Source organism: Escherichia sp. KTE96 (genome assembly GCF_000408525.1).
Classification (GTDB): Bacteria; Pseudomonadota; Gammaproteobacteria; order Enterobacterales; family Enterobacteriaceae; genus Escherichia; species Escherichia marmotae.
In genome coordinates this window covers 2,839,556-2,863,850 of the sequence record NZ_KE137149.1, presented here as the reverse complement: position 1 = coordinate 2,863,850, position 24,295 = coordinate 2,839,556, and the positions used below count along the sequence as shown (strand labels likewise).

The following is a 24,295-nucleotide window of genomic DNA, read 5'->3' as shown; positions in this document are numbered from 1 at the left end:
TTTCTGGCACAGGACAGCAATGAAGCGACTCAAAAATGAACTTAATGCGCTGGTGAATCGTGGTGTCGACAGGCACTTGCGACTGGCCGTAACCGGTCTTAGCCGCAGTGGGAAAACAGCGTTTATCACCGCGATGGTTAATCAGTTGCTCAATATTCATGCCGGAGCACGTTTGCCGCTATTAAGTGCGGTGCGTGAAGAGCGTCTGCTGGGCGTAAAACGCATTCCCCAGCGTGACTTTGGCATTCCGCGCTTCACCTATGATGAAGGTCTGGCGCAATTATATGGCGATCCTCCGGCCTGGCCGACGCCAACGCGCGGCGTCAGCGAAATCCGCCTGGCATTGCGTTATAAATCGAATGATTCGCTGCTGCGTCATTTCAAGGACACCTCCACGTTGTATCTGGAGATTGTTGATTATCCCGGCGAGTGGCTACTCGATTTGCCAATGCTGGCACAGGATTATTTAAGCTGGTCGCGGCAGATGACGGGCTTGCTTAATGGTCAGCGTGGCGAGTGGTCGGCAAAATGGCGGATGATGTGCGAAGGGCTGGACCCGTTAGCTCCTGCCGACGAAAATCGTCTTGCGGACATTGCCGCCGCGTGGACCGATTATCTCCACCATTGCAAGCAGCAGGGGCTGCACTTTATCCAGCCTGGTCGCTTTGTCTTGCCTGGCGATATGGCGGGAGCGCCTGCGTTGCAGTTCTTCCCGTGGCCGGATGTTGACGCCTGGGGTGAGTCCAAACTGGCACAGGCCGATAAACACACCAACGCCGGGATGCTGCGTGAGCGGTATAACTATTACTGCGAGAAAGTGGTGAAAGGTTTCTATAAGAATCACTTTCTGCGCTTCGACCGCCAGATTGTACTGGTGGATTGCCTGCAACCGCTCAACAGTGGTCCGCAGGCTTTTAACGATATGCGCCTGGCGCTGACGCAACTGATGCAGAGTTTTCATTATGGGCAGCGCACGCTGTTCCGGCGCTTGTTCTCGCCGGTTATCGACAAATTACTGTTTGCTGCGACGAAAGCGGACCATGTGACCATCGATCAGCACGCCAATATGGTTTCATTACTGCAACAACTGATTCAGGACGCCTGGCAAAATGCGGCGTTTGAAGGGATCAGCATGGATTGTCTGGGGCTGGCCTCAGTTCAGGCGACCACCAGCGGCATTATCGACGTTAACGGTGAGAAAATTCCGGCGCTGCGCGGCAATCGATTGAGCGATGGTGCACCGCTCACTGTTTATCCTGGCGAAGTTCCCGCACGTTTGCCCGGTCAGGCGTTCTGGGATAAGCAAGGTTTCCAGTTTGAGGCGTTTCGTCCGCAGGTAATGGATGTCGACAAACCGCTGCCGCATATTCGTCTTGATGCCGCGCTGGAATTTTTAATAGGAGATAAATTGCGATGACCGAACCGTTAAAACCACGTATTGATTTCGACGGTCCGCTGGAGGTCGATCAGAACCCTAAATTCAGGGCGCAGCAGACCTTTGACGAAAGTCAGGCGCAAAATTTTGCACCGGCGACGCTCGACGCAGCACAGGAAGAAGAAGGGCAAGTTGAAGCGGTGATGGATGCCGCATTACGCCCGAAACGCAGTCTGTGGCGCAAAATGGTGATGGGCGGGCTGACGCTGTTTGGCGTGAGCGTTGTTGGTCAGGGGGTGCAGTGGACGATGAATGCCTGGCAAACCCAGGACTGGGTGGCGCTGGGCGGTTGTGCCGCTGGGGCATTGATCATCGGCGCTGGCGTTGGCTCTGTGGTGACGGAGTGGCGGCGGTTATGGCGCTTGCGCCAGCGTGCTCATGAGCGTGATGAAGCGCGAGATTTGCTGCATAGCCACGGTACTGGAAAAGGGCGAGTTTTTTGTGAAAAGCTGGCGCAGCAGGCGGGGATCGATCAGTCGCATCCGGCGCTGCAACGCTGGTATGCCTCGATCCATGAAACGCAGAACGATCGCGAAGTCGTCAGTTTGTATGCCCATCTGGTTCAGCCGGTGCTGGATGCGCAGGCGCGCCGCGAAATCAGCCGTTCAGCGGCAGAATCTACGCTGATGATTGCCGTCAGTCCGCTGGCGCTGGTGGATATGGCGTTTATTGCCTGGCGCAATCTGCGGTTGATTAATCGCATCGCCACGCTGTATGGCATTGAACTGGGTTATTACAGCCGTTTGCGTCTGTTTAAACTGGTGCTGCTGAATATCGCTTTCGCCGGGGCCAGTGAACTGGTGCGCGAAGTGGGGATGGACTGGATGTCGCAGGATCTCGCCGCACGCTTGTCGACGCGCGCTGCCCAGGGGATTGGTGCCGGGCTACTGACTGCGCGTCTGGGAATTAAAGCTATGGAACTTTGCCGTCCGTTGCCGTGGATTGACGATGACAAACCCCGTCTGGGTGATTTCCGTCGTCAGCTTATCGGTCAGGTAAAAGAGACGCTGCAAAAGGGCAAAACGCCCAGCGAAAAATAACGCAATATCGGGTACTGATCGGATATCTTTACGCCGAAGTGCCCGTTTATTCGTCTTTGTGTCAATGTTTGTTGACAGAAACCTTCCTGCCACTCGAATAGTGTCATATCATCATATTAATTGTTCTTTTTTCAGGTGAAGGTTCCCATGCGTCTGGAAGTCTTTTGTGAAGACCGACTCGGTCTGACCCGCGAATTACTCGATCTACTAGTACTAAGAGGCATCGATTTACGCGGTATTGAGATTGACCCAATCGGGCGGATTTACCTTAATTTTGCCGAGCTGGATTTTGACAGTTTCAGCAGCCTGATGGCGGAAATTCGCCGTATAGCAGGTGTTACCGATGTACGCACGGTGTCGTGGATGCCTTCCGAGCGTGAACATCTGGCGCTGAGCGCATTGCTTGAGGCATTGCCTGAACCCGTGCTTTCTGTCGATATGAAAAGTAAAGTGGACATGGCGAATCCGGCGAGTTGTCAGCTATTTGGTCAGAAACTTGAGCGTTTACGCAATCATACCGCTGCGCAATTGATTAACGGATTTAATTTTTTACGTTGGCTGGAGAGTGACCCGCAGGATTCGCATAACGAACATGTGGTGATCAACGGGCAGAATTTCTTGATGGAGATAACGCCGGTCTATCTTCAGGATGAAAATGACCAGCACGTTTTGACTGGTGCGGTGGTGATGCTGCGTTCGACGATTCGTATGGGGCGTCAGTTGCAAAATGTGGCTGCGCAGGACGTCAGCGCCTTTAGCCAGATTGTCGCCGTTAGCTCGAAAATGAAACACGTTGTCGAGCAGGCGCAAAAACTGGCGATGTTAAGCGCGCCGCTACTGATCACGGGTGACACGGGTACAGGTAAAGATCTCTTTGCTTATGCCTGTCATCAAGCCAGCCCTCGTGCCGGTAAACCTTATCTGGCGCTGAACTGTGCATCTATTCCGGAAGATGCCGTTGAGAGCGAACTGTTTGGGCATGCCCCGGAAGGGAAGAAAGGGTTCTTTGAGCAAGCGAACGGCGGTTCGGTGCTGCTGGATGAGATTGGTGAGATGTCGCCACGGATGCAGGCTAAACTGCTGCGTTTCCTCAATGATGGCACCTTCCGTCGGGTTGGCGAAGATCATGAAGTGCATGTTGATGTGCGGGTGATTTGCGCGACGCAGAAGAATTTGGTTGAGCTGGTGCAAAAAGGCGTATTTCGGGAAGATCTCTATTATCGCCTGAACGTGTTGACGCTGAATCTGCCGCCGTTGCGTGACTGCCCGCAGGATATCATGCCGTTAACCGAATTGTTCGTCGCGCGCTTTGCCGACGAGCAGGGAGTGCCGCGTCCGAAATTGGCTGCCGATCTGAATACCGTGCTGACACGTTATGGTTGGCCGGGTAACGTGAGGCAATTGAAAAATGCGATTTACCGTGCGCTAACGCAACTGGATGGCTACGAACTGCGCCCACAAGATATTTTGCTGCCAGATTATGACGCTGCTACCGTCCCTGTGGGGGAAGATGCGATGGAAGGTTCGCTGGATGAGATCACCAGCCGATTTGAACGATCGGTATTAACCCAGCTTTATCGCAATTACCCCAGCACGCGCAAACTGGCAAAACGTCTGGGTGTTTCCCATACCGCGATTGCCAACAAATTGCGTGAGTACGGCCTGAGTCAGAAGAAGAGCGAAGAGTAAACACGTAAAATGCCTGATGGCGCAATACCATCAGGCATAATAACTTACGCTTTCAGTACAGCCAGAGCTGCGTCGTAATCCGGCTCGGTGGTGATTTCATTCACCAGTTGGCTGAAAATCACATTGTCATTTTCATCAATTACGACAACTGCGCGCGCTGCCAGGCCTTTCAAGGGGCCTTCAGCGATCTCAACACCGTAAGCTTGCAGGAATTCGCTATTACGGAAAGTGGAAAGGGTGATTACATTGTTCAGACCTTCCGCACCGCAGAAACGAGACTGGGCGAATGGCAGATCGGCAGAAATACACAGTACAACGGTGTTATCGATTTCTGTCGCCAGTTGGTTAAACTTACGTACTGATGCGGCGCAAACACCGGTATCAATACTCGGGAAAATGTTCAGCACTTTGCGTTTACCCGCAAACTGACCGAGGGTGACGTCAGACAGATCTTTTGCCACGAGAGTAAAAGTCTGCGCTTTGCTACCCACTTGCGGGATGGAATTGGCGACTGTAACCGGGTTGCCCTGGAAATGAACGATTTGTGACATGATTATCTTTCCTGTTTACATATAGTTAACGTCACATCTAGTTTATGCTAACTGTCAATAACACAGCAAACGCTATTTGCGCTTAATCCGCAAACCACCGCGGCAACAAGGAGTAAAGATGAGAACCGTAAAGGTATTTGAGGAAGCCTGGCCGTTACATTCCCCGTTTGTGATTGCGCGAGGTAGCCGTAGTGAAGCGCGTGTGGTGGTGGTTGAACTGGAAGAGGATGGTGTTAAAGGCGTAGGGGAATGTACTCCCTATCCGCGCTACGGTGAAAGCGATGCTTCGGTAATGGCGCAAATTATGAGTGTTGTGCCGCAACTGGAAAAAGGACTGACACGAGAAGAGTTGCAAAAAATTTTGCCCGCTGGTGCGGCACGCAATGCGCTGGATTGTGCGTTGTGGGATCTCTGTGCGCGTAAACAACAGCAGACGTTAGCTGAATTTATCGGCATAACGCTTCCCGACACTATTACCACGGCGCAGACAGTGGTTATTGGTACGCCGGATCAGATGGCCAGCAGTGCATCAGCACTCTGGCAGGCGGGGGCGAAATTGCTGAAAGTGAAGCTGGATAACCATCTTATTAGCGAGCGGATGGTGGCGATCCGCGCAGCGGTTCCGGATGCGACGTTGATTGTTGATGCTAATGAATCCTGGCGCGCGGAAGGGTTGGCGGCGCGATGTCAGTTGTTGGCTGATTTAGGCGTCGCTATGCTGGAACAGCCGCTCCCGGCACAGGACGATGCGGCGCTGGAGAATTTTATTCATCCGTTACCCATTTGTGCTGATGAAAGCTGCCATACCCGCAGTAACCTGAAGGCGCTGCAAGGGCGCTATGAGATGGTTAACATCAAACTCGATAAAACCGGCGGGCTAACAGAAGCGCTGGCGTTGGCGACCGAAGCGCGTGCACAAGGTTTTAGCCTGATGTTGGGCTGCATGCTATGTACTTCACGCGCCATTAGCGCCGTTTTACCGCTGGTGCCGCAGGTCAGTTTTGCTGATCTTGATGGCCCGACCTGGTTGGCGGTGGATGTGGAGCCGCCGCTACAGTTTACGACCGGCGAATTGCATCTTTAGGATGCCAACGCAGTAAATTCGCCATTGCAAAGAGATACTTTTCGCTGGCTTCATCTGAGGAGACAGGCGGAAACTCGGCGGTAATACAGTGCAAGTTCAGATCAGCACACCAACTGCCGAAGGAGCCGGGCGTTTCATAGCCGACGCTGGTCACCAGCGGTAATTCAAACGCCTGAGCCAGCCATTCACCTAATTCACTGTGCCTGGGATCTTCAATACAAGCCAGCGGATCGTGAAAAGAGACTATCCAGGCGGGTTGGATACGATGAATGAGCTGGCACAACGCCTGGGTTTCAGGTTCTGAGCCTGGTTTATCTCCGGTCAGCAAGACCACGTCGCGCTTTTCGGCGGCGCTGTTCCAGCGGTACACCGTTTCACCTTCTTTCCAGTTCGCTGCAGGAAAGTTTCTGTTCAAATCCACACCATTAGCATTGGCTCGTAAACCAAGCTGGCAACCGTCAGGATTCACACAGAGCACGACATGATGGCGGCGCAGAGAAGGGGTTAATGTGCGTAATGCGCAGGAGAGGGTGACGACGGAAGAATTTTCGTCGCCGTGGGTGCCAGCCAGAATCAAACCACTTTCGCTGCTGGCTGCAGACGCCGGAAACCAGATCAATGGCGCACCTAATAATGAACGTCCGTAATGTTCTGTTCCTGGCGGAAAAGCGCCCCGTTCGGCGCGCGGGCGGGTCACGGTCATAATCGTCTCGAATATAAGAAGTATTACAGGCAGTGTTGTGCAAATTTTGCGGATTATCAAATCCTTTTCGACAACGATATGTTATCGATCCTTTATCACTTTTTTACCGGAAGTTATTTGCATTTCTTCAAGGAGAAACAAATAATTACGCATCAATCTTAACATCGTTTTGAGGGTATCTTATGAAGCACTCTGTTTCAGTCACTTGTTGTGCGCTGTTAGTCAGCAGCATTTCCCTGTCGTATGCTGCAGATGTTCCGGGCGGCACAGTACTGGCAGAGAAACAGGAGTTGGTGCGCCACATTAAAGATGAGCCTGCATCATTAGATCCCGCGAAAGCCGTGGGTTTGCCAGAGATTCAGGTCATTCGCGATTTGTTTGAAGGGTTGGTGAATCAGAACGAGAAAGGCGAGATTGTGCCTGGCGTTGCTACCCAGTGGAAAAGTAATGACAACCGCATCTGGACTTTTACCCTGCGCGATAACGCCAAATGGGCCGATGGTACACCGGTAACGGCACAGGATTTTGTCTATAGCTGGCAGCGTCTGGTGGATCCGAAAACGTTGTCTCCGTTTGCCTGGTTTGCCGCACTGGCTGGAATCAACAACGCCCAGGCAATTATTGATGGTAAGGTTACGCCAGCTCAACTTGGCGTCACCGCTGTTGATGCCCATACTCTGAAAATTCAGCTTGATAAACCGTTGCCCTGGTTTGTGAATTTAACCGCTAACTTTGCTTTTTTCCCGGTGCAAAAAGCCAACGTTGAAAGCGGTAAAGAGTGGACGAAGCCCGGGAATCTGATCGGCAATGGTGCTTATGTACTTAAAGAGCGCGTAGTAAATGAAAAGCTGGTCGTGGTGCCGAATACCCATTATTGGGATAACGCTAAAACGGTGCTGCAGAAAGTGACTTTCCTGCCAATTAATCAGGAGTCCGCCGCGACCAAGCGCTATCTTGCAGGTGATATTGATATCACTGAATCCTTCCCAAAAAATATGTATCAGAAACTACTGAAGGATATTCCAGGGCAGGTTTATACGCCGCCGCAGTTGGGGACGTATTATTATGCATTTAACACGCAAAAAGGGCCAACGGCAGATCAACGTGTCCGTCTGGCATTAAGCATGACGATTGATCGTCGTCTGATGGCAGAAAAAGTATTAGGTACAGGTGAAAAGCCGGCATGGCATTTTACGCCAGATGTTACCGCCGGATTTACGCCAGAACCTTCGCCGTTTGAGCAAATGAGTCAGGAAGAACTGAATGCCCAGGCGAAAACATTGTTGAGCGCTGCCGGATATGGTCCACAGAAACCGTTGAAACTTACACTGCTGTATAACACTTCGGAAAATCACCAGAAAATTGCTATTGCCGTCGCGTCGATGTGGAAAAAGAATCTTGGTGTAGATGTCAAATTACAAAATCAGGAATGGAAAACCTATATCGATAGTCGTAACACCGGTAACTTTGATGTTATTCGCGCCTCGTGGGTCGGGGATTATAATGAACCATCGACTTTCTTGACGCTGTTAACATCAACGCACTCAGGGAATATTTCACGTTTTAACAATCCGGCATACGACAAGGTACTGGCTCAGGCATCGACTGAAAATACCGTTAAAGCGCGCAACGCCGATTACAACGCGGCAGAGAAAATCCTGATAGAACAAGCACCGATTGCGCCGATTTATCAATATACCAATGGTCGGTTAATCAAACCGTGGTTGAAAGGTTATCCAATTAATAACCCGGAAGATGTGGCGTATAGTCGGACTATGTATATAGTGAAGCATTAATATGATGTCATCTGGCGCGGTTAAGCGCGCCAGATTTAACAATCCCGATAAAATCCCTTCTTTTTTTAAATCCTCCCTATAAAAAATCATTCCAACGATGGAATTTTGAAATTTTCTGGCAATATCGAACATAAATAATAATCAAATGTTTTATTTGTCAGGTGTATTACATACGCTGAATATAAGCTGTGCTTTACTTTTCTTTACAACGTAAAGTGAATTGCATTCCTGGTGAAATATCTTCATTAGAAAACAGACATACAGCTAAAAAATGGGGTGGTAAAATGAAAAAACTTTCAGCTATTCCGTTAGTTATCTCGTTATTATTCATTAATTATTCCTCTTTAACGCTGGCCGCAGAATCACTGCCCGATGCCTCATCGCTGGGACTGGAAAACTTAACGAATGATCTCTCCCGGCAAGAATTGTTTGTGAAAATTCTGGAATCGGATCCTTCGCGTGATAAAGAGTTTGATTCCTTTGCTGTAAAAAAATATTTTAAATTTCCGGCTGATGTTGCTTACGATTCAGTATTGAATCAACCACGACCCAGTTCTTTATTTGGTGTGGATATCAGCCATCATAACGGCAGGAACTTCCCGATCGAACTGTTGGCAAAAAATAAGTCTGTGTTCTTGTATATGAAGTCCAGTCAAGGAACACGTTATGTTGATCCTGAATTCGCCGGCTTTTGGCAGCGGGCCGGCGATACTGAACGAGGGATAAAACTTCACCGTGGAGCCTACCACTTTCTTTCCAGCGGTACACCGGCAGACGACGCAGAATTGTGGGGACGCAAGCAGGCAATGACGTTTGTCAAAGTTATCAAAGCTAACGGTGGGCTAAGGGCGACAGACATGCCACCGGCAGTGGATGTTGAGTGGGATGTGGATTCATTAACGGGTAAGGACCGCTGGCAGAAGCGCAAACCTGCGGAAATTATAACAATGATCAAGGCTTTTACCGCGCAGGTAGAAGCCGATTTAGGGCGTAAACCGGTTATCTACACTGCACGTGCGTGGTGGAAAGATGCCGTTGGTGGGGAAAATAGTTTCGCCCAGGTCGCAGAACATAAACTGTGGCTGGCTGATTACTCTAATCAGGCACAGGCCAGTGAAACCCCGCGTTCAATTAACCAGACAAAATGGGCAATCTGGCAGTTTACCGATGCTGCACAGCTTAATTTGGGATCGAGTAAGAAATTCGATGCCAGTATTTATAAAGGACCGACTGCTGAGTTTTATTCCACTCTTGGTGTTCAGGAGTTTTAAATTATGAACAAACGATGGCTAATTTTATGTAAATCGGCCCTTGGGCTGTTCATTGCAGGAATATCACTGGGAATGACTGACGTCCTGGCAGATGATATTTGCAAAAATGGCGCAATGGTCCCTGATGAATATTGTCATTTTTTTATCCATTATGGCTCTGAGAACCCTGGGAGACTGGATATCCGAATCAGTGACGCATTAAAAATACCTGATCAGGATGCAGCAAAAACTCGCTCCATCGGGTTGATTATTGCAATTTCAAAATATCCACTTTTGCATGAGGATATTCCTGCCGCAGCGGTAGATGGCCAAAGAATGGCTGATTTTCTTATCAACGGACAGAAGTTTGATGAGGTTATTTTATTAAAAGATCAGGATGCATCGCTGGATAATATTAATTATTTTTTGAAAGAATATCTACCTGCCAGAGGGACGATGTTTGATAAGAAAGCCCGTTTGTTAATTGCTTATTCAGGACATGGGCGTTTTGGTACTCAAAATGGTAATTCTGATAAAGCACCGGCATTTGTTTTGAGTAATGCTACAGATATCGATGGTTCAAAAGGGATGTATGAAATGCCAGCGCTGAATGCACAGCTTAATATTCTGGCAAAGCGTTATTTCCATGTTCTGACTTTAGTCAATGCTTGCTTTGGTTCTGGCTTGTATGGCATGACCATCGGAGCGGGTAACTCTAACTCGTACAGTAATCCGGGTGCGTATGCAATAGCTGCCGGTGACGATAAAACAGAGGTTTACTCGCTGGATGCAAAGCGCGGAAGTGTCTTTTTTGATACAATTATCAAAGGGGTAACGAATGGTGTTGCCGACGAACGTTTTGGTAAGTCATATATGGTAAAGGTAGATGGTAAGAAAGAATACTATGCCGGAATAACCAGAACGTTGAGTTTATTTATCTATGTTAACGATCAATATTCAGATATTAATGAAAAGCTGGATGAACAAGGGAAGGGATTACATTTAAGTGATGCCTGGATTGGTGCAACAGAAATACCCGCAGGCCCTGGGGGATTCTTCTTCATCAATGAGCCTGCGGCAAGTCGTCTGGATAATAAGACTCAACTGGCTGCGGGAAAAGCAGGAGAGTTTACTAATATCGATGTGGCATCATTCTCTATTGATAAGCCAGATTCTTCCCCCGCAGATAATCAAGAAAAAGATAATAAATCAATTGAGATTCCTTATGGTCCCGTAAGTGCAATTCCCAATCGTCCTGATATTCGTATTTTTAAAACGCCGGAGATTTATCCGATCCATGGACATGATATTTCATCTAATGATGGTGAGATCGACTGGAAATTGTTTCAGGAAAAATCGTCTGCGCGTTTTGTATATACGAGAGTAGTTGGCTGGAGAGGTCCTGATTCATCATTTAAGTCTCACTGGAAACAATTAGCTGATTCAAAATTTGACCGTGGAGGTTATTTCAAATTTGATTTTTGTCGCACTCCTGAAGCACAACTGGAAACGGCAAAAAGCCTCCTGCCTGCTGATCCAAATATGTTACCGCCCGGTATTTTATTGGTAAATCCTGAAGGTGAAGATACAACTCAACTAGCCTGTTTTAAAAAATCGGGAATGGCGAAAGCACGTAATGATATTTTGCACTTTGCTGGTCTGGTCTATCAAAATTATCATAAGACCCCCATATTTTATGGCAATCATAATAATCTGTCCCACTTCATGGATAGTCGATTCGAGCAGTATATGGTGTGGATGGGGTATTGGGGACAAGCTGGCGTGAAGCTTGAGGGGCGCAATCCCTGGACGCTTTGGCAATATTCAGGGAATGAAACTGTACCGGGGATCGGCCACAGCACTGAGTCGGAAGTTTTCTTTGGTACTGAAGAACAGTATGTTCAGTTTAAAGCGGGTGAGAATAATGTAGCACTGGCTGCTGTTAATTGAAAAAATAAATAAGACTGGATGGCAAATATGTATATCGCCATCCAGTTTCTGCGGGTTGTTACTTCATCTGATCCGGCGGTGTAATATTATCCATATACAACGTCTGGCTTGGGAAGGCAAAATCTGCGCCATGCGACTGTACAATATCGATAATCTTCAAATAAACATCCTGTTGGACTGCCAGCCATTCGGCCCATACCGTGGTTTTGGTAAAGCAATAAACCATGATATTTAATGACGAGTCAGCAAACTGGTTGAAATAGACCAGTAAGGTTTGTCGCTGATCGATGTCGGGGTGATTTTTCAGCATTTCGCGTACTGCTTCGACAACGGCACCCACTTTTGCCGCGTCTTCATAACGTAAACCGATGGTCGTAGTAATACGACGGTTGGTCATGCGTCCCGGGTTTTCTACGCTGATAGACGAAAACAGCGAGTTTGGCACGTACAGAGGACGGTGATCAAAGGTGTTTATTTTAGTGATACGCCAGCCAATTTCTGCCACCGTACCTTCGATATTTCTGTCCGGTGAACGGATCCAATCGCCAATGCTAAAGGGACGATCGAAATAGAGCATAATCCCGGAAAAGAAGTTACTCAAAATATCTTTACCGGCCATACCGACAGCAAGACCACCAATACCACCGAAGGTCAGCAACCCGGAAAGGCTCATACCAAAATGTTCACCGTAAAGCAGAACAATCACCACAATTATGCAGATTTTGATGATACGTGACATAATCCGCGCACTGGTGATATCACGGCCTTTTTTTATCTGTTGTTTTTCAAACTGGTTAATCAGAAGGAATAACTTAACCGTCAGAATAAGCGCAATCAGTGACGTACAAATAAAATCGACGGCGTCTGGTGTGATAAATTTGAGTTTGTAATTTTCAATGACATAATTAATGATGCTGCCAACAGCACTAATAATTATGGTGTAGATCAAAAATTGAACCGCATGGAATAAGAATCCTTTCTTGTTACGATTCCCACGACGAAACAAAAAGCTCATCAGAATCAATGCTGCGCAGCTACCGAAAATAATGACCAGATTAAGCGCATTATTTGTAAACAGTTCAGCGATCATTGTTTTATCAGGCTCCTCCAGATTGGTTGAAGTCATGCCGGAAACCCCTGGCGGGGCTATTTTACCGCGACAAATGATTCATATCATCAATAGTAAGGGAAGGAAGTAGCAACATCAGCGAATTGATCAATAGATTGATGATATAAACGTCAACAATCTGACGCCTTCAGAGCAGACAACGACAAAATGTCATGGTATTGTTACGCGTAAGTAACAGAGAGTTTGTTTGCACAAGGATTACATTATGATCATGATGAAATTAAAGTCAGCGAGGGGAAGAAAGTTTCTCTTAGGCTTGTTGGCGGTTTTTATTATTGCGGCGTCGGTGGTGACTCGCGCAACCATTGGTGGTGTTATTGAACAATATAATATTCCGCTGTCTGACTGGACGACATCAATGTATGTGATTCAATCTTCGATGATTTTCGTGTACAGCCTGGTTTTTACCGTGTTGCTGGCAATCCCGCTGGGAATTTATTTCCTCGGCGGCGATGAGAAATAAGCAAGAAGAAAAGGCCCGAAGTATCGGGCCTCGTGAGTAATTAAAGAACGATTAATCGTCGTCGTCTTCTTCTTCGTCATCCAGTTCAACTGGCGTCTGGTATTGATCGGGTTTGATTACCAGCAGGTCGCAACGGAGATGATCAATCACCTGTTCCGCCGTATTGCCAAGGAATGCCGCGGAAATTCCGGTTCGTCCTACGGTGCCAAGAACGACAATTCCTGCCTGCAAATGTTCCGCCAGATCAGGAATCACTTCTTCCGGCAGACCTTTTTCGACGTGCGTCATGTTTTCATTAATACCGAATTTCTGCCGCAGGGCTTTCATCGCCAGCAAATGTTGTCCGCGGATAGCGTCGTTATAAACGCTTGGATCAAATTCCGGCAGCTCAATAGCAATATTAATAGGAGTAACGGGATACGCGCCAACCAGATGGACTTCGGTGTGATTCACCTGTGCAGCCAGTTCAATCGTCTCTTTCACCAGTTTTTCATTGAGCGCATTATGATACGGCTCTTCGCTGGCGAGATTTACTGCCACCAACGCCTTACCGCCTTCCGGCCACGGTTGATCTTTCACCATCCACACCGGACTTGGGCATTTACGCAACAGATGCCAGTCGGTAGGGGTAAAGATAACCGCTTCCAGACGATCATGTTGGTGTGCCATTTTCAGGACTAAATCGTGCCCACCGCTGACCACTTCCTGAATGATGGCTTCGAAAGGACGGTTATGCCAGACCACTTTGATTTCAATGGGGACGCCAGCGTTAAGATAATATTTCGCCTGCTCGTGTATCCACGCAGTTCGCTGACTGATAACACCCTGACGCATGGCGGTGCGCTCGTCCGGGGAGAGCAGGGTAGTCATTTCGTATGAGAAATCATAAATCGGCAAAAAAGCTTTAATTTTGCCACCAATCCGTTGATGTAAATAAACAGCTCGCCGTAATGCTGGTTGATCGTCCTGGTTAGGATCGATAACAACGAGCATGTTCTGATACATAGCCATACAGGGTCTCCTTACAACAACTGTCAATGCAGTTTGTAATTAAAAGATTAACCCATATCTGGTGAATGAAACAGTGATGAACCTTCTGCCAGATCAATAAATCAGAAAAATTTAATGATATGACAGAAGGATAGTCGATTATGCGGAAAAATCAGGCGACGTTGCGCGTATGACCAGCAAGCAGGGCCAGCGCATCGTTATTTTCGATGGTGATGTATTTACCTTTGACTGCCAGCATGCCGCTTTTTTGGAAGCGTCCCAGCAGACGGCTGATGGTTTCTACCGTCAGGCCCAGGTAGTTGCCGATATCGCCACGAGTCATCGTCAGGCGGAATTCACGAGGGGAGAAGCCGCGTTGGGCAAAACGACGGGACAGGTTGTAGATAAAAGCAGCCAGACGTTCTTCTGCATTTTTCTTCGACAGCAGCAGAATCATGTCCTGATCGCCTTTAATTTCACCGCTCATCAGACGCATCATCTGCTGACGCAGATTCGGCATTTTACCAGACAGATCGTCCAGTGTTTCGAACGGGATTTCACATACCATTGACGTTTCCAGCGCCTGGGCGAAGCTAGGGTGATGACCGCTGCCAATAGCGTCAAAACCTACCAGATCGCCTGCTAAATGGAAGCCAGTGATTTGCTCGTCGCCTTGCTCTGTGATGGTATAACTTTTAATCGTACCGGAGCGGATGGCATAAAGCGATTTAAGTTCATCACCAGCCTTAAACAGCGTCTGGCCTTTCTGAATAGGCTTCTTTCGCTCAATGATATTATCAAGCTGATCAAGCTCATGTTCGTTTAGTGTGAACGGGATGCAAAGCTGACTGATGCTGCAATCCTGGCAATGGATAGCACAACCGCCAGACTGAATGCGCCGTATAATTCGCTTTTCCGGGATCATAGGTCTGCTCAAGCCGTAATTGATATTTGTCAATTTTAACATCTTTTTAGGGAGCAAGTAAGTCTAAGCAAACCTTAACAGCGGAGAATTCCGATAATAGATGTAAATATATATCTATCTACTTGAAAATTCTTAAATTATTAAGGATGGCTTTACATAAAACTGTGAGCAAACCGGCACAAATTGTTTAAGGTCTACAGCAGCAGATAGCCTTCATGGCGCAATAACCATTCTTTTCGCTGCACTCCGCCTGCATATCCGGTCATCGTGCCGTTTCGTCCAATAACCCGGTGGCAAGGTACGACAATACTGATCGGATTTGAACCGTTCGCCGCGCCAACGGCGCGCGCTGCGCCCGGACGACCCAGATGTTCTGCCAGTTGACCGTAATGCATTACCTGGCCACAAGGAATAGTGCGCAATGTTTTCCACACTTCCCGCTGAAATGGAGTACCACCAGTAGCGGTAGGAAGGGTATCAATAATGCTAAGATTACCGGCAAAATAGTCGCGAAGTTTGTCGCTAAGACCGCCGGGATTGGTTGCGGAAATTCGCTCATAACCTTCTTTGCGATAATGGATGTCCAGCAATTGCACCATGCGATCACTGTACTCTTCCCATTCAACCGCCCGCAGACGGAATTGTTCATCGCAAATCACCCATAGTGGACCCAATGGGGTGGCAATTTTTTCTTCAAGTAATCTCAGCATCCGTTCTCTCTCAAGACAAACGTGGGTAAAACCCGGACTAATCAGTAGACCGACAAGATACCATGCCAGCAATATCAGCAGCCATACCACCAAGAATATAAGAGGAGACAGTAAGGCTAACAAATTGTAGGTATCCAGTTTGGCGACTGGCTTATATCGTTGCAGGAGTCAGAGAAACAGAGATATTAGTGCTGATGGTTATATAGAGGTGCAAACAATGCAAAAAAGGGGGCAGGCAGCCACTGCTGATCGCGTTTTTAGTCTGCGAATGTGATTATCTTCTGCGCACGCATAAAAAAATAGAGCCTGTCGACATCCGCCAGACTCTACAGTACACACAGCAGTGCATCCGCGTCTTTATTCCGGCCTGGGTTCCTGTCTGCCGGTGACAGTGTTATAACGGTTTTACCACTCTGTTGCCAATTTTCTTCAGTGACCGGTTTCACGAAAATATAAGTTAAATCAGCCGCTATACAACTGAGTCATCATGCATTAATGCTTCGCCGTAATATATGTTGTTCCTAATCTGCATACGGGAAATTGCGCCAGACCGTTGTCGGCCTGATAGGGCACAGTTATTATATCGCGCTCTGTATTGCGTGAGGATGCTACATGAACCCTGACGACAAATCGCTGTTTCTTGACGCCATGGAAGATGTCCAGCCACTGAAATGCGCTACTGATGTCTACTGGCATCCAACGCGTAACCAACGTGCGCCGCAGCGTATAGATACGCTGCAACTTGATAATTTTCTCACCACCGGATTTCTTGACATTATTCCACTAAACCAGCCGCTGGAATTTCGTCGGGAAGGGTTGCAACATGGGGTGATTGATAAGCTACGCAGCGGCAAATATCCGCAGCAGGCCAGCCTGAATTTACTGCGCCAGCCGGTGGAGGAGTGCCGTAAAATGGTATTCAGTTTTATTCATCAGGCGCTGGCGGACGGCTTGCGAAATGTGCTTATTATTCATGGCAAAGGGCGGGAAGATAAATCACACGCGAATATTATTCGTAGCTATGTGGCGCGTTGGCTGACGGAGTTCGAAGACGTACAGGCCTATTGCACCGCACTACCGCATCATGGCGGTAGTGGGGCATGTTACGTCGCGCTGCGTAAAACGGTGCAGGCGAAGCTGGAAAACTGGGAACGCCACGCTAAACGTAGTCGATAATTAAATGACGCTTCCGCGTTTTTGAATATATCAGGCGGCTAACACGCGGTTGCGTCCGTCATTTTTTGCCCGATACAAGGCATCATCAACACGCTTAAACAGTTCATCGATGTTTTCATTTCCTTCGTGATGCGCCACGCCAATACTGACTGTGAAGCGCGGTAAGCCCGAAATACTCACTTTTGCCACGCTCAAGCGGATAGTTTCAGCCAACGAAAGTGCAGTATCCAACGGGGTTCTCGGCAACAATAAGACGAACTCTTCCCCCCCCCAACGAAACACCAAATCGCCTTTGCGGGCGCAACTTTCAAGAGTATGGGCAAGCGAGCATAACACTTCATCTCCTTTCTGATGACCGTATAAGTCATTGATATGCTTAAAACGATCGGTGTCGATGAGCAACAAACTATAATCCTGAGCTATTGCCAGGTGCTGCATCTGTCCGGGGTCGGTTATGTGATAAAACTGCCGACGGTTGAGTAATCCCGTTAGTGCATCATGGTGGGCTGCATGTTCCAGTTGTTCCTCCAGCCGTTTTTGCTCTGTAATATCATGTACGATGCATAACATTAACCTGTCGCCGTAAATCTCAATTGGCCCGGCATAAGTTTGCACATGCCGAATGGAGCCATCTGCCAGTTTATGGACAAAATTGAGAGGCTTATGGCCGCCGGGCAACCGTGAAATTTCATGCATGACTGGCATGATGCGACGCCCAAGCATATTTATTTCCCAGGTGTGCTTCTGACACATTGTTTCATGGTTGTAGCCGTAGAAATTGAGCGCGGCCAGATTAGCATCGACGATTTGGCCATCACGTGAGGGATCAATTAACAGCATCGGTGCAGAATTGGTCAGAAAAAAACGAGCATAAAACCCTTGTTTTTTACGCTGATAATTCGCTGAACGACTGGCTTTTAACCCCAGTGTTGCTGGAGTTTCCATTCCTTCGAAGATAATTACTTTTCCCGTCTCACTCATCTCTTTGAGGGTCAATCGGCAGCTTAATGCCGCCTCTTCACCATTACGCTGGACAGTGAGAATTTCTACAATATCGAGCTGGTTATGCAAGTCTGTGAGGTATTTAGGAAGCTCGTTTTGCGAGGAGATGGAATAGAGGCCGGTACGTAGCTGACTAAAGGTGAGTTCTTGCATCAAAAGTCGCGCTGCACTATTGGCATAAATTAATTGTTCTTCAAAGGGTGAAACGATCCAGACAGGACTGGTTAATAAGTCCAGAGTATTGAAGTTGTGCGTAGTCATTGAAATCCCGTTATTTTTATCAATCTTTTGTTACTACCTGATCGCAAAAATGCCACGACAAATGATCAGATAATTCTGATAATGATAGACGCTATTTAACGCTTTACACGTTTTCAAATCAGGAAAAGTATTTTGCTTTCTGTATTTAATTTTGACAGGATTTTATTAATCATTTCAGGGTAATGGGGTGATGAGATGTTGCGTAAGATGACCAGAAGACTAGACTACAAAATAATGCGTTGACAATGGAGGCACTGTGGAAGTGATTAAGGGAGCGGACGTAAATGTCCCGGATGCAGTATTTGCCTGGATGTTGGATGGTAAAGGCGGAGTTAAACCGCTGGAAAATACAGATGATATAGATGAAGCGCATCCTTGCTGGCTCCACCTCAATTATGTGCACCATGACAGTGCCCAATGGCTGGCGACAACACCCTTGTTGCCAAATAACGTACGCGATGCGCTGGCGGGGGAAAGCACGCGGCCCAGGGTCAGCCGTCTTGGGGAAGGGACGTTGATTACTTTACGCTGCATTAATGGCAGTACTGATGAACGTCCCGATCAACTGGTCGCCATGCGTGTTTATATGGATGGACGGTTAATTGTCTCGACCCGACAACGTAAAGTGTTGGCGCTGGATGATGTGGTTAGCGATCTGGAAGAGGGAACCGGCCCGACCGATTGTGGTGGCTGGCTGGTGGATGTGTGTGATGCGTTAACCGATCATTCCAGTGAGTTTATAGAACAACTGCACGATAAAATTATCGACCTGGAAGATAATCTGCTCGATCAACAAATACCACCGCGCGGTTTCCTGGCGTTGCTGCGTAAACAATTAATTGTGATGCGTCGCTATATGGCACCGCAGCGTGATGTTTATGCTCGCCTTGCCAGTGAGCGTCTGCCGTGGATGAATGACGACCAACGCCGCCGAATGCAGGACATTGCCGATCGTCTCGGACGCGGTCTGGATGAGATTGACGCCTGTATTGCCCGAACCGGCGTGATGGCAGATGAAATCGCTCAGGTCATGCAGGAAAATTTAGCGCGTCGTACTTATACGATGTCGTTGATGGCAATGGTCTTTTTACCCAGTACGTTTTTAACTGGGTTATTTGGTGTCAACCTCGGTGGTATTCCTGGCGGGGGATGGCAATTCGGCTTTTCGCTTTTTTGTATTCTGTTAGTTGTTCTTATTGGTGGTGTTGCTTTATGGTTGCATCGTAGTAAATGGTTGTAACAAAAGAAAATTTGTCTACTTCCTGTATATAAAAACGCCGTAAAGTTTGAGCGAAGTCAATAAACTCTCTACCCATTCAGGGCAATATCTCCCTCGCAGGTGAATGCAACGTCAAGCGATGGGCGTTGCGCTCCATATTGTCTTACTTCCTTTTTTGAATTACTGCATAGCACAATTGATTCGTACGACGCCGACTTAGATGAGTCGGCTTTTTTTTGCCTGTAATTTTTCAGCGTCTACCCTTTAAGAGTCCACCCCATGACCGGAGGGAAATATGACGACACTCATTTATTTGCAAATTCCTGTCCCTGAACCCATTCCTGGCGATCCCGTACCAGTGCCAGATCCCATCCCTCGTCCGCAACCCATGCCAGACCCGCCGCCAGATGAAGAACCGATTAAATTGTCGCATCGTGAGCGTAGATCTGCGAGGATACGCGCCTGCTAATTTTGCGTCGATGACCACGAGAATAGATTGTGACCGCTTTTTCTACCCTGAACGTTTTGCCTCCCGCCCAGCTCACTAACCTTAATGAGTTGGGCTATTTAACCATGACGCCGGTGCAGGCCGCCGCGCTTCCGGCGATCCTTGCCGGAAAAGATGTTCGCGTGCAGGCGAAAACTGGCAGCGGCAAAACGGCGGCATTTGGCCTTGGCTTGTTACAGCAAATTGATGCGTCGCTGTTTCAGACCCAGGCTTTAGTGCTGTGCCCGACCCGTGAACTGGCGGATCAGGTTGCCGGAGAGTTGCGCCGGCTGGCGCGTTTTCTGCCGAATACCAAAATCTTGACCTTATGCGGCGGCCAGCCGTTCAGCATTCAGCGCGATTCGCTGCAACATGCGCCGCATATCATCGTGGCAACGCCGGGTCGTTTGCTCGATCACCTGCAAAAAGGCACTGTATCGCTGGATACCCTGAATACGCTGGTAATGGATGAAGCCGACCGTATGTTGGATATGGGATTTAGCGACGCAATTGATGACGTCATCCGTTTTGCGCCTGCTTCTCGCCAGACGCTTCTGTTTTCTGCAACCTGGCCGGACGCAATTGCCGCGATTAGCGGTCGTGTACAACGCGATCCTTTAGCGATTGAGATTGATACGTCAGATGCTTTACCGCCTATTGAACAACAATTTTATGAGACATCCAGCAAAGGCAAAATTTCGTTGTTGCAGCGGTTATTAAGCTTGCATCAGCCATCATCTTGTGTGGTGTTCTGTAATACAAAAAAAGATTGCCAGGCTGTGTGTGATGCTCTGAATGAAGTAGGGCAAAGTGCATTGTCGTTACATGGCGATCTGGAACAACGCGACCGCGATCAGACGTTGGTTCGTTTTGCCAATGGCAGCGCACGTGTGCTGGTGGCGACCGATGTCGCGGCACGTGGTCTGGATATCAAATCTCTTGCGCTGGTGGTGAACTTTGAGCTGGCGTGGGACCCTGAAGTTCATGTACATCGCATCGGGCGTACTGCGCGAGCGGGGAATAGCGGTCTGGCGATCAGTTTCTGTGCTCCGGAAGAGGCGCAGCGGGCGAATATCATTTCTGACATGTTGCAGATAAAACTTAACTGGCAAACGCCACCAGCCAGCAGCGCCATTGTGCCGCTGGAAGCAGAAATGGCGACGTTGTGCATTGATGGTGGGAAAAAAGCGAAAATGCGTCCAGGCGATGTGCTGGGGGCGCTGACGGGGGATATTGGTCTGGATAGCACAGATATTGGCAAAATTGCCGTTCATCCAGCACATGTCTACGTCGCAGTGCGTCAGTCTGTTGCCCATAAGGCATGGAAACAGTTACAGGGCGGAAAGATTAAAGGGAAAACGTGCCGGGTGCGGTTATTAAAATAACGAAATGTTGAATTGCCGGATGCGACGCCGGTTGCGTCTTATCCGGCCAGCACAAGAATAGCCCGATAAGCTTGCGTATCGGGCGCTATCCTGGTTATTTTACTTCAACCACATTCAGGCGTAACTCATCCAACTGATTTTCATCTTCTTCAGGCTGCCAGCCCGCGGGTTGTAGTGGTAGCTCTTCGCGATCAAACGCCAGATCACCGCCGTTAACCACTTCAGAACCGTGGGTAATGCCTTTGAAATCGAACAGATTGGTATCGCACAGATGTGACGGCACCACATTCTGCATCGCGCTGAACATTGTCTCAATACGCCCTGGATAACGCTTATCCCAATCACGCAACATATCGGCAATCACCTGACGTTGCAGGTTAGGCTGTGAACCGCACAGGTTGCACGGAATAATCGGGAACGCTTTCGCATCGGCAAAACGCTGAATGTCCTTTTCACGGCAATAAGCCAGCGGACGAATTACGATATGTTTGCCGTCATCGCTCATCAGCTTTGGTGGCATACCTTTCATCTTGCCGCCGTAGAACATGTTTAAGAACAGCGTTTGCAGGATATCGTCACGATGGTGACCCAGTGCGATTTTCGTCGCGCCCAGTTCTGTTGCCGTGCGGTAAAGAATACCGCGACGCAGACGAGAGCAGAGTGAGCAGGTGGTTTTGCCTTCCGGGATCTTTTCTTTCACGATCCCATAAGTATTCTCTTCAACAATTTTGTACTCAACGCCCAGCTTTTCAAGATACTCCGGCAGGACGTGCTCCGGGAAACCGGGCTGCTTCTGGTCGAGGTTAACGGCAACCAGCGAAAAACTGATTGGCGCGCTTTGCTGCAAATTCCGCAGGATCTCCAGCATGGTATAGCTGTCTTTCCCCCCGGAAAGGCAAACCATAATGCGGTCGCCATCTTCAATCATATTGAAGTCAGCAATGGCTTCGCCCACATTGCGGCGCAGGCGTTTTTGTAATTTGTTCAGGTTGTATTGTTCTTTCTTTGTAATTTGTTGATTTTCTTGCATTATTTCAGTTCTCTGGTACTAAATGGGGCAAATTGGGGGCAAACTTTGCAACTACGATAACCGCGCATTCAACATGGCTATCTGTTCGTCGTTCATGTCATCAATCCACATACCGTAAATTTCATACACCATCTGCGCAGTTTCATGCCCCATTTGGCTGGCTATAAATGCCGGGTTCGCTCCTGCCGTCAACAGCCAGCAGGCAAAAGTATGCCGCGTATGGTACGGATTACGGCGGCGAATACCAGCACGTTTTACTGCTGCATTCCACCTTGCCCCCAAACTGCTTACCGAGTAATAAGGTTTTTGTTTTCCGTTACACACCCTGGGCATGAAAACAAAATGCAGTTTTTGCTTTTCGGTTCTGCCGTACTCCCGATGATAAAAGGTGATTTCGCTTTTGCGATGATGCCCGGTCAGTTTGTATTGCTCCTTCAGTGCTTCAAGAGCAGGCTGCAGTAGTGTTACTGTTCGGATCCCGGCATTTGTTTTTGGGGGACCGAACATATCAAGTATCGTCAGGTTTCTTCTGACATTCACTATTCCCTTTTCGAGATCCACATCCTCCCACGCCAGAGCTGCCAGTTCCCCGTGACGAAGTCCTGAGTAAACGGCAAATTTCCACAAGTTCTGGCTCTGTCCTTTTTCACTTTCCATTAATGCATTGAATTCTGTTTTAGATAACGGATCAGGCTTTATTCTGTTTCGCTGTAATTTTTTTACTCCTTCAAATGGTTTGGTTGATATAAATCCCGACTGATACGCAAAACGCAACAGCGAACAGAGCAGGGCGATATAGTTATCAACTGTGCGCACGGTTCTTCCTTTTTTGTTGGATCTTGGATTATCCAGGTAAAGCGTTTCTCCATGCAGCAGTTCATTCCGGTAGTTTAAGATATCGCTATAACGAATATGTGATATCGGGGTACTTTCACAAATTATTATTCTGAGTGTTTTTAATTGTGATTTCGTTTTCTTCATTGTGTTTGTTGTTAACTCTGTCTCTTTAATTTTTGTCCAGATATCACAAAGCTCTCCGAACGTTTTTATGACTCTCGTTGTCACCATTTTTGCCCCAGTGCTGGACTGGGGAAAACGTCTTAAATACTCAAATTCACCGGAGTTTATTTCATGAACTATCAGCGCTCTTAAATTTCCGGCCTTTTTAATATTACTGTTTGTAATCTCCCAGCCTTTTAATGTTTCCCGACATCGTTTTCCTCGAAACATGAACCAGATGCGAATGTATCTACCTCTAATCTCGACACCTGTTGGTAATTTAGACATATCATGAGTCTTTGATAAACTGATTTATCTTTGGATAGTTGTACCAGATAATCCCTCGTTTGCTGTCTGGCTTACCTAAAGGAGATACTCGTTTGAAGTGGAAGCCCTCCACCCAACAGTTCTGGCGGTATGCTTCAATTTGTCTGGCCCCCAGACCAGTGCGAAGCATCAGGCCGTATTCAACCATCCACTCTTCATTAAAGATTACTTGTGCCATCGCATCACCTCTGGCAGGCGCCAATGTTAGACTGAAATTGACGCCCGATGTTGATTATTAATAATCAGCTATGAAGTTTTAATTTGAATACAATGCAATTCTCGAGGACTGAAGTTTCTCGCAATTAAAATTTATCAGTTTTACTTTCTGCTCTCTGGAAACGCCTGCTTCTTTTTTACCTGAGAGCATTTTTTCGCATTCTGATTTCGTTAGTTTAGATTTTGAATATCTTGTCCAGTTAGTAGGAGTGCCACCTTCCTTTTCAATAGTGGCGGTAATTTTATACATGAACACCTCCATTATTATTTCCAGTGGTTCGTTTATTCCATCTTTCGAGTGCTTCTTTTTCACTTCCACCATAACCGGTTCGGGATTCGCATCCGTTACACTTCGCTCGGTAATATCCTGAAATGGCTTTCACCGTTACTGATGGACAACCACAAAATGGACATGGTTTAACATTGTCATATCTCATAATTTTTCTCATAAAAAATATTTCAAGTTGGCGGTGCATTA

The 24,295-nt window shown here is 47.8% G+C and carries 25 protein-coding genes and 1 pseudogene; 13 read left to right on the top strand and 13 right to left on the bottom strand.

Annotated elements, in window-relative coordinates; translation table 11 throughout:
* Nucleotides 1-19: 19 nt before the first annotated feature.
* From A1WG_RS01290 to tyrR, 3 genes are all read left to right on the top strand, one after another.
* Nucleotides 20-1,417 carry a YcjX family GTP-binding protein gene (locus tag A1WG_RS01290; RefSeq protein WP_001516476.1) on the top strand — a complete coding sequence of 466 codons (1,398 nt, stop codon included), beginning with the start codon at nucleotides 20-22 and terminating at the stop codon, nucleotides 1,415-1,417.
* Nucleotides 1,414-2,475: a YcjF family protein gene (locus tag A1WG_RS01295; RefSeq protein WP_000138736.1), complete on the top strand. Its 1,062-nt coding sequence runs from the start codon at nucleotides 1,414-1,416 to the stop codon at nucleotides 2,473-2,475. The genes A1WG_RS01290 and A1WG_RS01295 overlap by 4 nt, the downstream gene beginning before the upstream one ends.
* 147 nt (nucleotides 2,476-2,622) lie before the next feature.
* Nucleotides 2,623-4,164, top strand: a complete 1,542-nt coding sequence (gene tyrR / locus A1WG_RS01300; RefSeq protein WP_001516475.1) for a transcriptional regulator TyrR — start codon at nucleotides 2,623-2,625, stop codon at nucleotides 4,162-4,164.
* 44 nt (nucleotides 4,165-4,208) lie between these two features.
* Here tyrR and tpx read toward each other — a convergent pair whose 3' ends face one another.
* Nucleotides 4,209-4,715 carry a thiol peroxidase gene (gene tpx / locus A1WG_RS01305; protein ID WP_001516474.1) on the bottom strand — a complete coding sequence of 169 codons (507 nt, stop codon included), beginning with the start codon at nucleotides 4,713-4,715 and terminating at the stop codon, nucleotides 4,209-4,211.
* A gap of 118 nt (nucleotides 4,716-4,833) precedes the next feature.
* Between tpx and ycjG the strand changes: the two genes are divergently transcribed.
* Entirely contained in the window at nucleotides 4,834-5,799 is a 966-nt protein-coding gene (gene ycjG, locus A1WG_RS01310; RefSeq protein ID WP_001516473.1) for an L-Ala-D/L-Glu epimerase, read from the top strand.
* On the opposite strand, the gene mpaA is transcribed toward ycjG, so the two are convergent.
* Nucleotides 5,774-6,502, bottom strand: a complete 729-nt coding sequence (mpaA, locus tag A1WG_RS01315) for a murein tripeptide amidase MpaA (RefSeq protein ID WP_001516472.1) — start codon at nucleotides 6,500-6,502, stop codon at nucleotides 5,774-5,776. The two genes, ycjG and mpaA, sit on opposite strands and share 26 nt — an antisense overlap.
* A gap of 182 nt (nucleotides 6,503-6,684) precedes the next feature.
* On the opposite strand from mpaA, the gene mppA reads away from it, so the two are divergent.
* The 3 genes from mppA (at nucleotide 6,685) to A1WG_RS01330 (ending at nucleotide 11,498) form a co-directional block, all read left to right on the top strand.
* The gene (gene mppA / locus A1WG_RS01320; protein WP_000682983.1) at nucleotides 6,685-8,298 is read left to right on the top strand and encodes a murein tripeptide ABC transporter substrate-binding protein MppA; all 1,614 of its coding nucleotides are present in this window, start codon (nucleotides 6,685-6,687) and stop codon (nucleotides 8,296-8,298) included.
* Nucleotides 8,299-8,486: 188 nt separating this feature from the next.
* Nucleotides 8,487-9,569, top strand: coding sequence for a glycoside hydrolase family 25 protein (locus tag A1WG_RS01325; RefSeq protein WP_233432056.1), 1,083 nt, complete (start codon nucleotides 8,487-8,489; stop codon nucleotides 9,567-9,569).
* Nucleotides 9,570-9,572: 3 nt separating this feature from the next.
* On the top strand, nucleotides 9,573-11,498 hold the full coding sequence (locus A1WG_RS01330) for a GH25 family lysozyme (RefSeq protein ID WP_001516471.1): 1,926 nt from the start codon (nucleotides 9,573-9,575) through the stop codon (nucleotides 11,496-11,498).
* 58 nt (nucleotides 11,499-11,556) lie between these two features.
* On the opposite strand, the gene ynaI is transcribed toward A1WG_RS01330, so the two are convergent.
* Nucleotides 11,557-12,588 (bottom strand): low conductance mechanosensitive channel YnaI, encoded by a 1,032-nt coding sequence (gene ynaI / locus A1WG_RS01335; RefSeq protein WP_001516470.1) that lies wholly within the window; start codon nucleotides 12,586-12,588, stop codon nucleotides 11,557-11,559.
* A gap of 244 nt (nucleotides 12,589-12,832) precedes the next feature.
* Here ynaI and A1WG_RS01340 point away from each other — a divergent pair, with 244 nt between their 5' ends.
* Nucleotides 12,833-13,090, top strand: coding sequence for a DUF2534 family protein (locus tag A1WG_RS01340; RefSeq protein WP_000605648.1), 258 nt, complete (start codon nucleotides 12,833-12,835; stop codon nucleotides 13,088-13,090).
* A gap of 51 nt (nucleotides 13,091-13,141) precedes the next feature.
* Here the strand turns inward: A1WG_RS01340 and uspE are convergent, their stop codons facing one another.
* From uspE to A1WG_RS25445, 4 genes and pseudogenes are all read right to left on the bottom strand, one after another.
* Nucleotides 13,142-14,101 (bottom strand): universal stress protein UspE, encoded by a 960-nt coding sequence (gene uspE / locus A1WG_RS01345; protein WP_001516469.1) that lies wholly within the window; start codon nucleotides 14,099-14,101, stop codon nucleotides 13,142-13,144.
* A gap of 151 nt (nucleotides 14,102-14,252) precedes the next feature.
* Nucleotides 14,253-15,005 (bottom strand): fumarate/nitrate reduction transcriptional regulator Fnr, encoded by a 753-nt coding sequence (gene fnr / locus A1WG_RS01350; RefSeq protein WP_000611910.1) that lies wholly within the window; start codon nucleotides 15,003-15,005, stop codon nucleotides 14,253-14,255.
* A 194-nt stretch (nucleotides 15,006-15,199) separates the two neighbouring features.
* The gene (ogt, locus tag A1WG_RS01355) at nucleotides 15,200-15,715 is read right to left on the bottom strand and encodes a methylated-DNA--[protein]-cysteine S-methyltransferase (protein ID WP_001516468.1); all 516 of its coding nucleotides are present in this window, start codon (nucleotides 15,713-15,715) and stop codon (nucleotides 15,200-15,202) included.
* 10 nt (nucleotides 15,716-15,725) lie between these two features.
* Nucleotides 15,726-15,880: pseudogene (locus A1WG_RS25445) on the bottom strand (p-aminobenzoyl-glutamate transporter); the annotation flags it as partial.
* A gap of 447 nt (nucleotides 15,881-16,327) precedes the next feature.
* On the opposite strand from A1WG_RS25445, the gene smrA reads away from it, so the two are divergent.
* On the top strand, nucleotides 16,328-16,891 hold the full coding sequence (gene smrA / locus A1WG_RS01360; RefSeq protein WP_001516467.1) for a DNA endonuclease SmrA: 564 nt from the start codon (nucleotides 16,328-16,330) through the stop codon (nucleotides 16,889-16,891).
* Nucleotides 16,892-16,921: 30 nt separating this feature from the next.
* Here smrA and A1WG_RS01365 read toward each other — a convergent pair whose 3' ends face one another.
* Nucleotides 16,922-18,154 carry a sensor domain-containing diguanylate cyclase gene (locus tag A1WG_RS01365; protein ID WP_000207190.1) on the bottom strand — a complete coding sequence of 411 codons (1,233 nt, stop codon included), beginning with the start codon at nucleotides 18,152-18,154 and terminating at the stop codon, nucleotides 16,922-16,924.
* A 195-nt stretch (nucleotides 18,155-18,349) separates the two neighbouring features.
* Between A1WG_RS01365 and A1WG_RS25035 the strand changes: the two genes are divergently transcribed.
* The 4 genes from A1WG_RS25035 (at nucleotide 18,350) to dbpA (ending at nucleotide 21,245) form a co-directional block, all read left to right on the top strand.
* On the top strand, nucleotides 18,350-18,397 hold the full coding sequence (locus tag A1WG_RS25035) for a hypothetical protein (protein WP_214678597.1): 48 nt from the start codon (nucleotides 18,350-18,352) through the stop codon (nucleotides 18,395-18,397).
* Between the two features lie 13 nt (nucleotides 18,398-18,410).
* On the top strand, nucleotides 18,411-19,394 hold the full coding sequence (zntB, locus tag A1WG_RS01370) for a zinc transporter ZntB (protein WP_000452014.1): 984 nt from the start codon (nucleotides 18,411-18,413) through the stop codon (nucleotides 19,392-19,394).
* 274 nt (nucleotides 19,395-19,668) lie between these two features.
* Complete coding sequence (gene ynaL / locus A1WG_RS24925; protein WP_001296046.1) at nucleotides 19,669-19,842, top strand: proline-rich small protein YnaL; 174 nt, start codon at nucleotides 19,669-19,671, stop codon at nucleotides 19,840-19,842.
* 29 nt (nucleotides 19,843-19,871) lie between these two features.
* A complete protein-coding gene (gene dbpA / locus A1WG_RS01380) occupies nucleotides 19,872-21,245 on the top strand; it encodes an ATP-dependent RNA helicase DbpA (protein ID WP_000123768.1) in 1,374 nt (457 codons plus the stop codon).
* Between the two features lie 94 nt (nucleotides 21,246-21,339).
* On the opposite strand, the gene ttcA is transcribed toward dbpA, so the two are convergent.
* The 5 genes from ttcA to ralR all read right to left on the bottom strand — a co-directional run bounded on the left by ttcA (nucleotide 21,340) and on the right by ralR (nucleotide 24,254).
* On the bottom strand, nucleotides 21,340-22,275 hold the full coding sequence (gene ttcA / locus A1WG_RS01385) for a tRNA 2-thiocytidine(32) synthetase TtcA (RefSeq protein ID WP_016242657.1): 936 nt from the start codon (nucleotides 22,273-22,275) through the stop codon (nucleotides 21,340-21,342).
* Between the two features lie 51 nt (nucleotides 22,276-22,326).
* Nucleotides 22,327-23,562 (bottom strand): tyrosine-type recombinase/integrase, encoded by a 1,236-nt coding sequence (locus tag A1WG_RS23965; RefSeq protein ID WP_000040852.1) that lies wholly within the window; start codon nucleotides 23,560-23,562, stop codon nucleotides 22,327-22,329.
* A 1-nt stretch (nucleotide 23,563) separates the two neighbouring features.
* Nucleotides 23,564-23,779 (bottom strand): excisionase XisR, encoded by a 216-nt coding sequence (xisR, locus tag A1WG_RS01390; protein WP_000079604.1) that lies wholly within the window; start codon nucleotides 23,777-23,779, stop codon nucleotides 23,564-23,566.
* 78 nt (nucleotides 23,780-23,857) lie between these two features.
* Nucleotides 23,858-24,067, bottom strand: coding sequence for a double-strand break reduction protein RcbA (rcbA, locus tag A1WG_RS01395; protein ID WP_000276809.1), 210 nt, complete (start codon nucleotides 24,065-24,067; stop codon nucleotides 23,858-23,860).
* Nucleotides 24,060-24,254: a type I toxin-antitoxin system endodeoxyribonuclease toxin RalR gene (gene ralR / locus A1WG_RS0122530; protein ID WP_001317028.1), complete on the bottom strand. Its 195-nt coding sequence runs from the start codon at nucleotides 24,252-24,254 to the stop codon at nucleotides 24,060-24,062. The genes rcbA and ralR overlap by 8 nt, the downstream gene beginning before the upstream one ends.
* Nucleotides 24,255-24,295: the final 41 nt, after the last annotated feature.

What these genes read in the sequence shown, in the direction of transcription:
- ynaI (WP_001516470.1), bottom strand. Translation starts at nt 12,588, where the DNA reads ATGATCGCTGAACTGTTTACAAATAATGCGCTTAATCTGGTCATTATT.
- A1WG_RS23965 (WP_000040852.1), bottom strand. Translation starts at nt 23,562, where the DNA reads ATGTCTAAATTACCAACAGGTGTCGAGATTAGAGGTAGATACATTCGC.
- fnr (WP_000611910.1), bottom strand. Translation starts at nt 15,005, where the DNA reads ATGATCCCGGAAAAGCGAATTATACGGCGCATTCAGTCTGGCGGTTGT.
- mpaA (WP_001516472.1), bottom strand. Translation starts at nt 6,502, where the DNA reads ATGACCGTGACCCGCCCGCGCGCCGAACGGGGCGCTTTTCCGCCAGGA.
- ttcA (WP_016242657.1), bottom strand. Translation starts at nt 22,275, where the DNA reads ATGCAAGAAAATCAACAAATTACAAAGAAAGAACAATACAACCTGAAC.
- rcbA (WP_000276809.1), bottom strand. Translation starts at nt 24,067, where the DNA reads ATGTATAAAATTACCGCCACTATTGAAAAGGAAGGTGGCACTCCTACT.
- smrA (WP_001516467.1), top strand. Translation starts at nt 16,328, where the DNA reads ATGAACCCTGACGACAAATCGCTGTTTCTTGACGCCATGGAAGATGTC.
- A1WG_RS01330 (WP_001516471.1), top strand. Translation starts at nt 9,573, where the DNA reads ATGAACAAACGATGGCTAATTTTATGTAAATCGGCCCTTGGGCTGTTC.
- mppA (WP_000682983.1), top strand. Translation starts at nt 6,685, where the DNA reads ATGAAGCACTCTGTTTCAGTCACTTGTTGTGCGCTGTTAGTCAGCAGC.
- A1WG_RS01295 (WP_000138736.1), top strand. Translation starts at nt 1,414, where the DNA reads ATGACCGAACCGTTAAAACCACGTATTGATTTCGACGGTCCGCTGGAG.
- ycjG (WP_001516473.1), top strand. Translation starts at nt 4,834, where the DNA reads ATGAGAACCGTAAAGGTATTTGAGGAAGCCTGGCCGTTACATTCCCCG.
- A1WG_RS01365 (WP_000207190.1), bottom strand. Translation starts at nt 18,154, where the DNA reads ATGACTACGCACAACTTCAATACTCTGGACTTATTAACCAGTCCTGTC.
- A1WG_RS01290 (WP_001516476.1), top strand. Translation starts at nt 20, where the DNA reads ATGAAGCGACTCAAAAATGAACTTAATGCGCTGGTGAATCGTGGTGTC.
- uspE (WP_001516469.1), bottom strand. Translation starts at nt 14,101, where the DNA reads ATGGCTATGTATCAGAACATGCTCGTTGTTATCGATCCTAACCAGGAC.
- tyrR (WP_001516475.1), top strand. Translation starts at nt 2,623, where the DNA reads ATGCGTCTGGAAGTCTTTTGTGAAGACCGACTCGGTCTGACCCGCGAA.
- ralR (WP_001317028.1), bottom strand. Translation starts at nt 24,254, where the DNA reads ATGAGATATGACAATGTTAAACCATGTCCATTTTGTGGTTGTCCATCA.
- xisR (WP_000079604.1), bottom strand. Translation starts at nt 23,779, where the DNA reads ATGGCACAAGTAATCTTTAATGAAGAGTGGATGGTTGAATACGGCCTG.
- ogt (WP_001516468.1), bottom strand. Translation starts at nt 15,715, where the DNA reads ATGCTGAGATTACTTGAAGAAAAAATTGCCACCCCATTGGGTCCACTA.
- tpx (WP_001516474.1), bottom strand. Translation starts at nt 4,715, where the DNA reads ATGTCACAAATCGTTCATTTCCAGGGCAACCCGGTTACAGTCGCCAAT.
- ynaL (WP_001296046.1), top strand. Translation starts at nt 19,669, where the DNA reads ATGACGACACTCATTTATTTGCAAATTCCTGTCCCTGAACCCATTCCT.
- A1WG_RS01340 (WP_000605648.1), top strand. Translation starts at nt 12,833, where the DNA reads ATGATCATGATGAAATTAAAGTCAGCGAGGGGAAGAAAGTTTCTCTTA.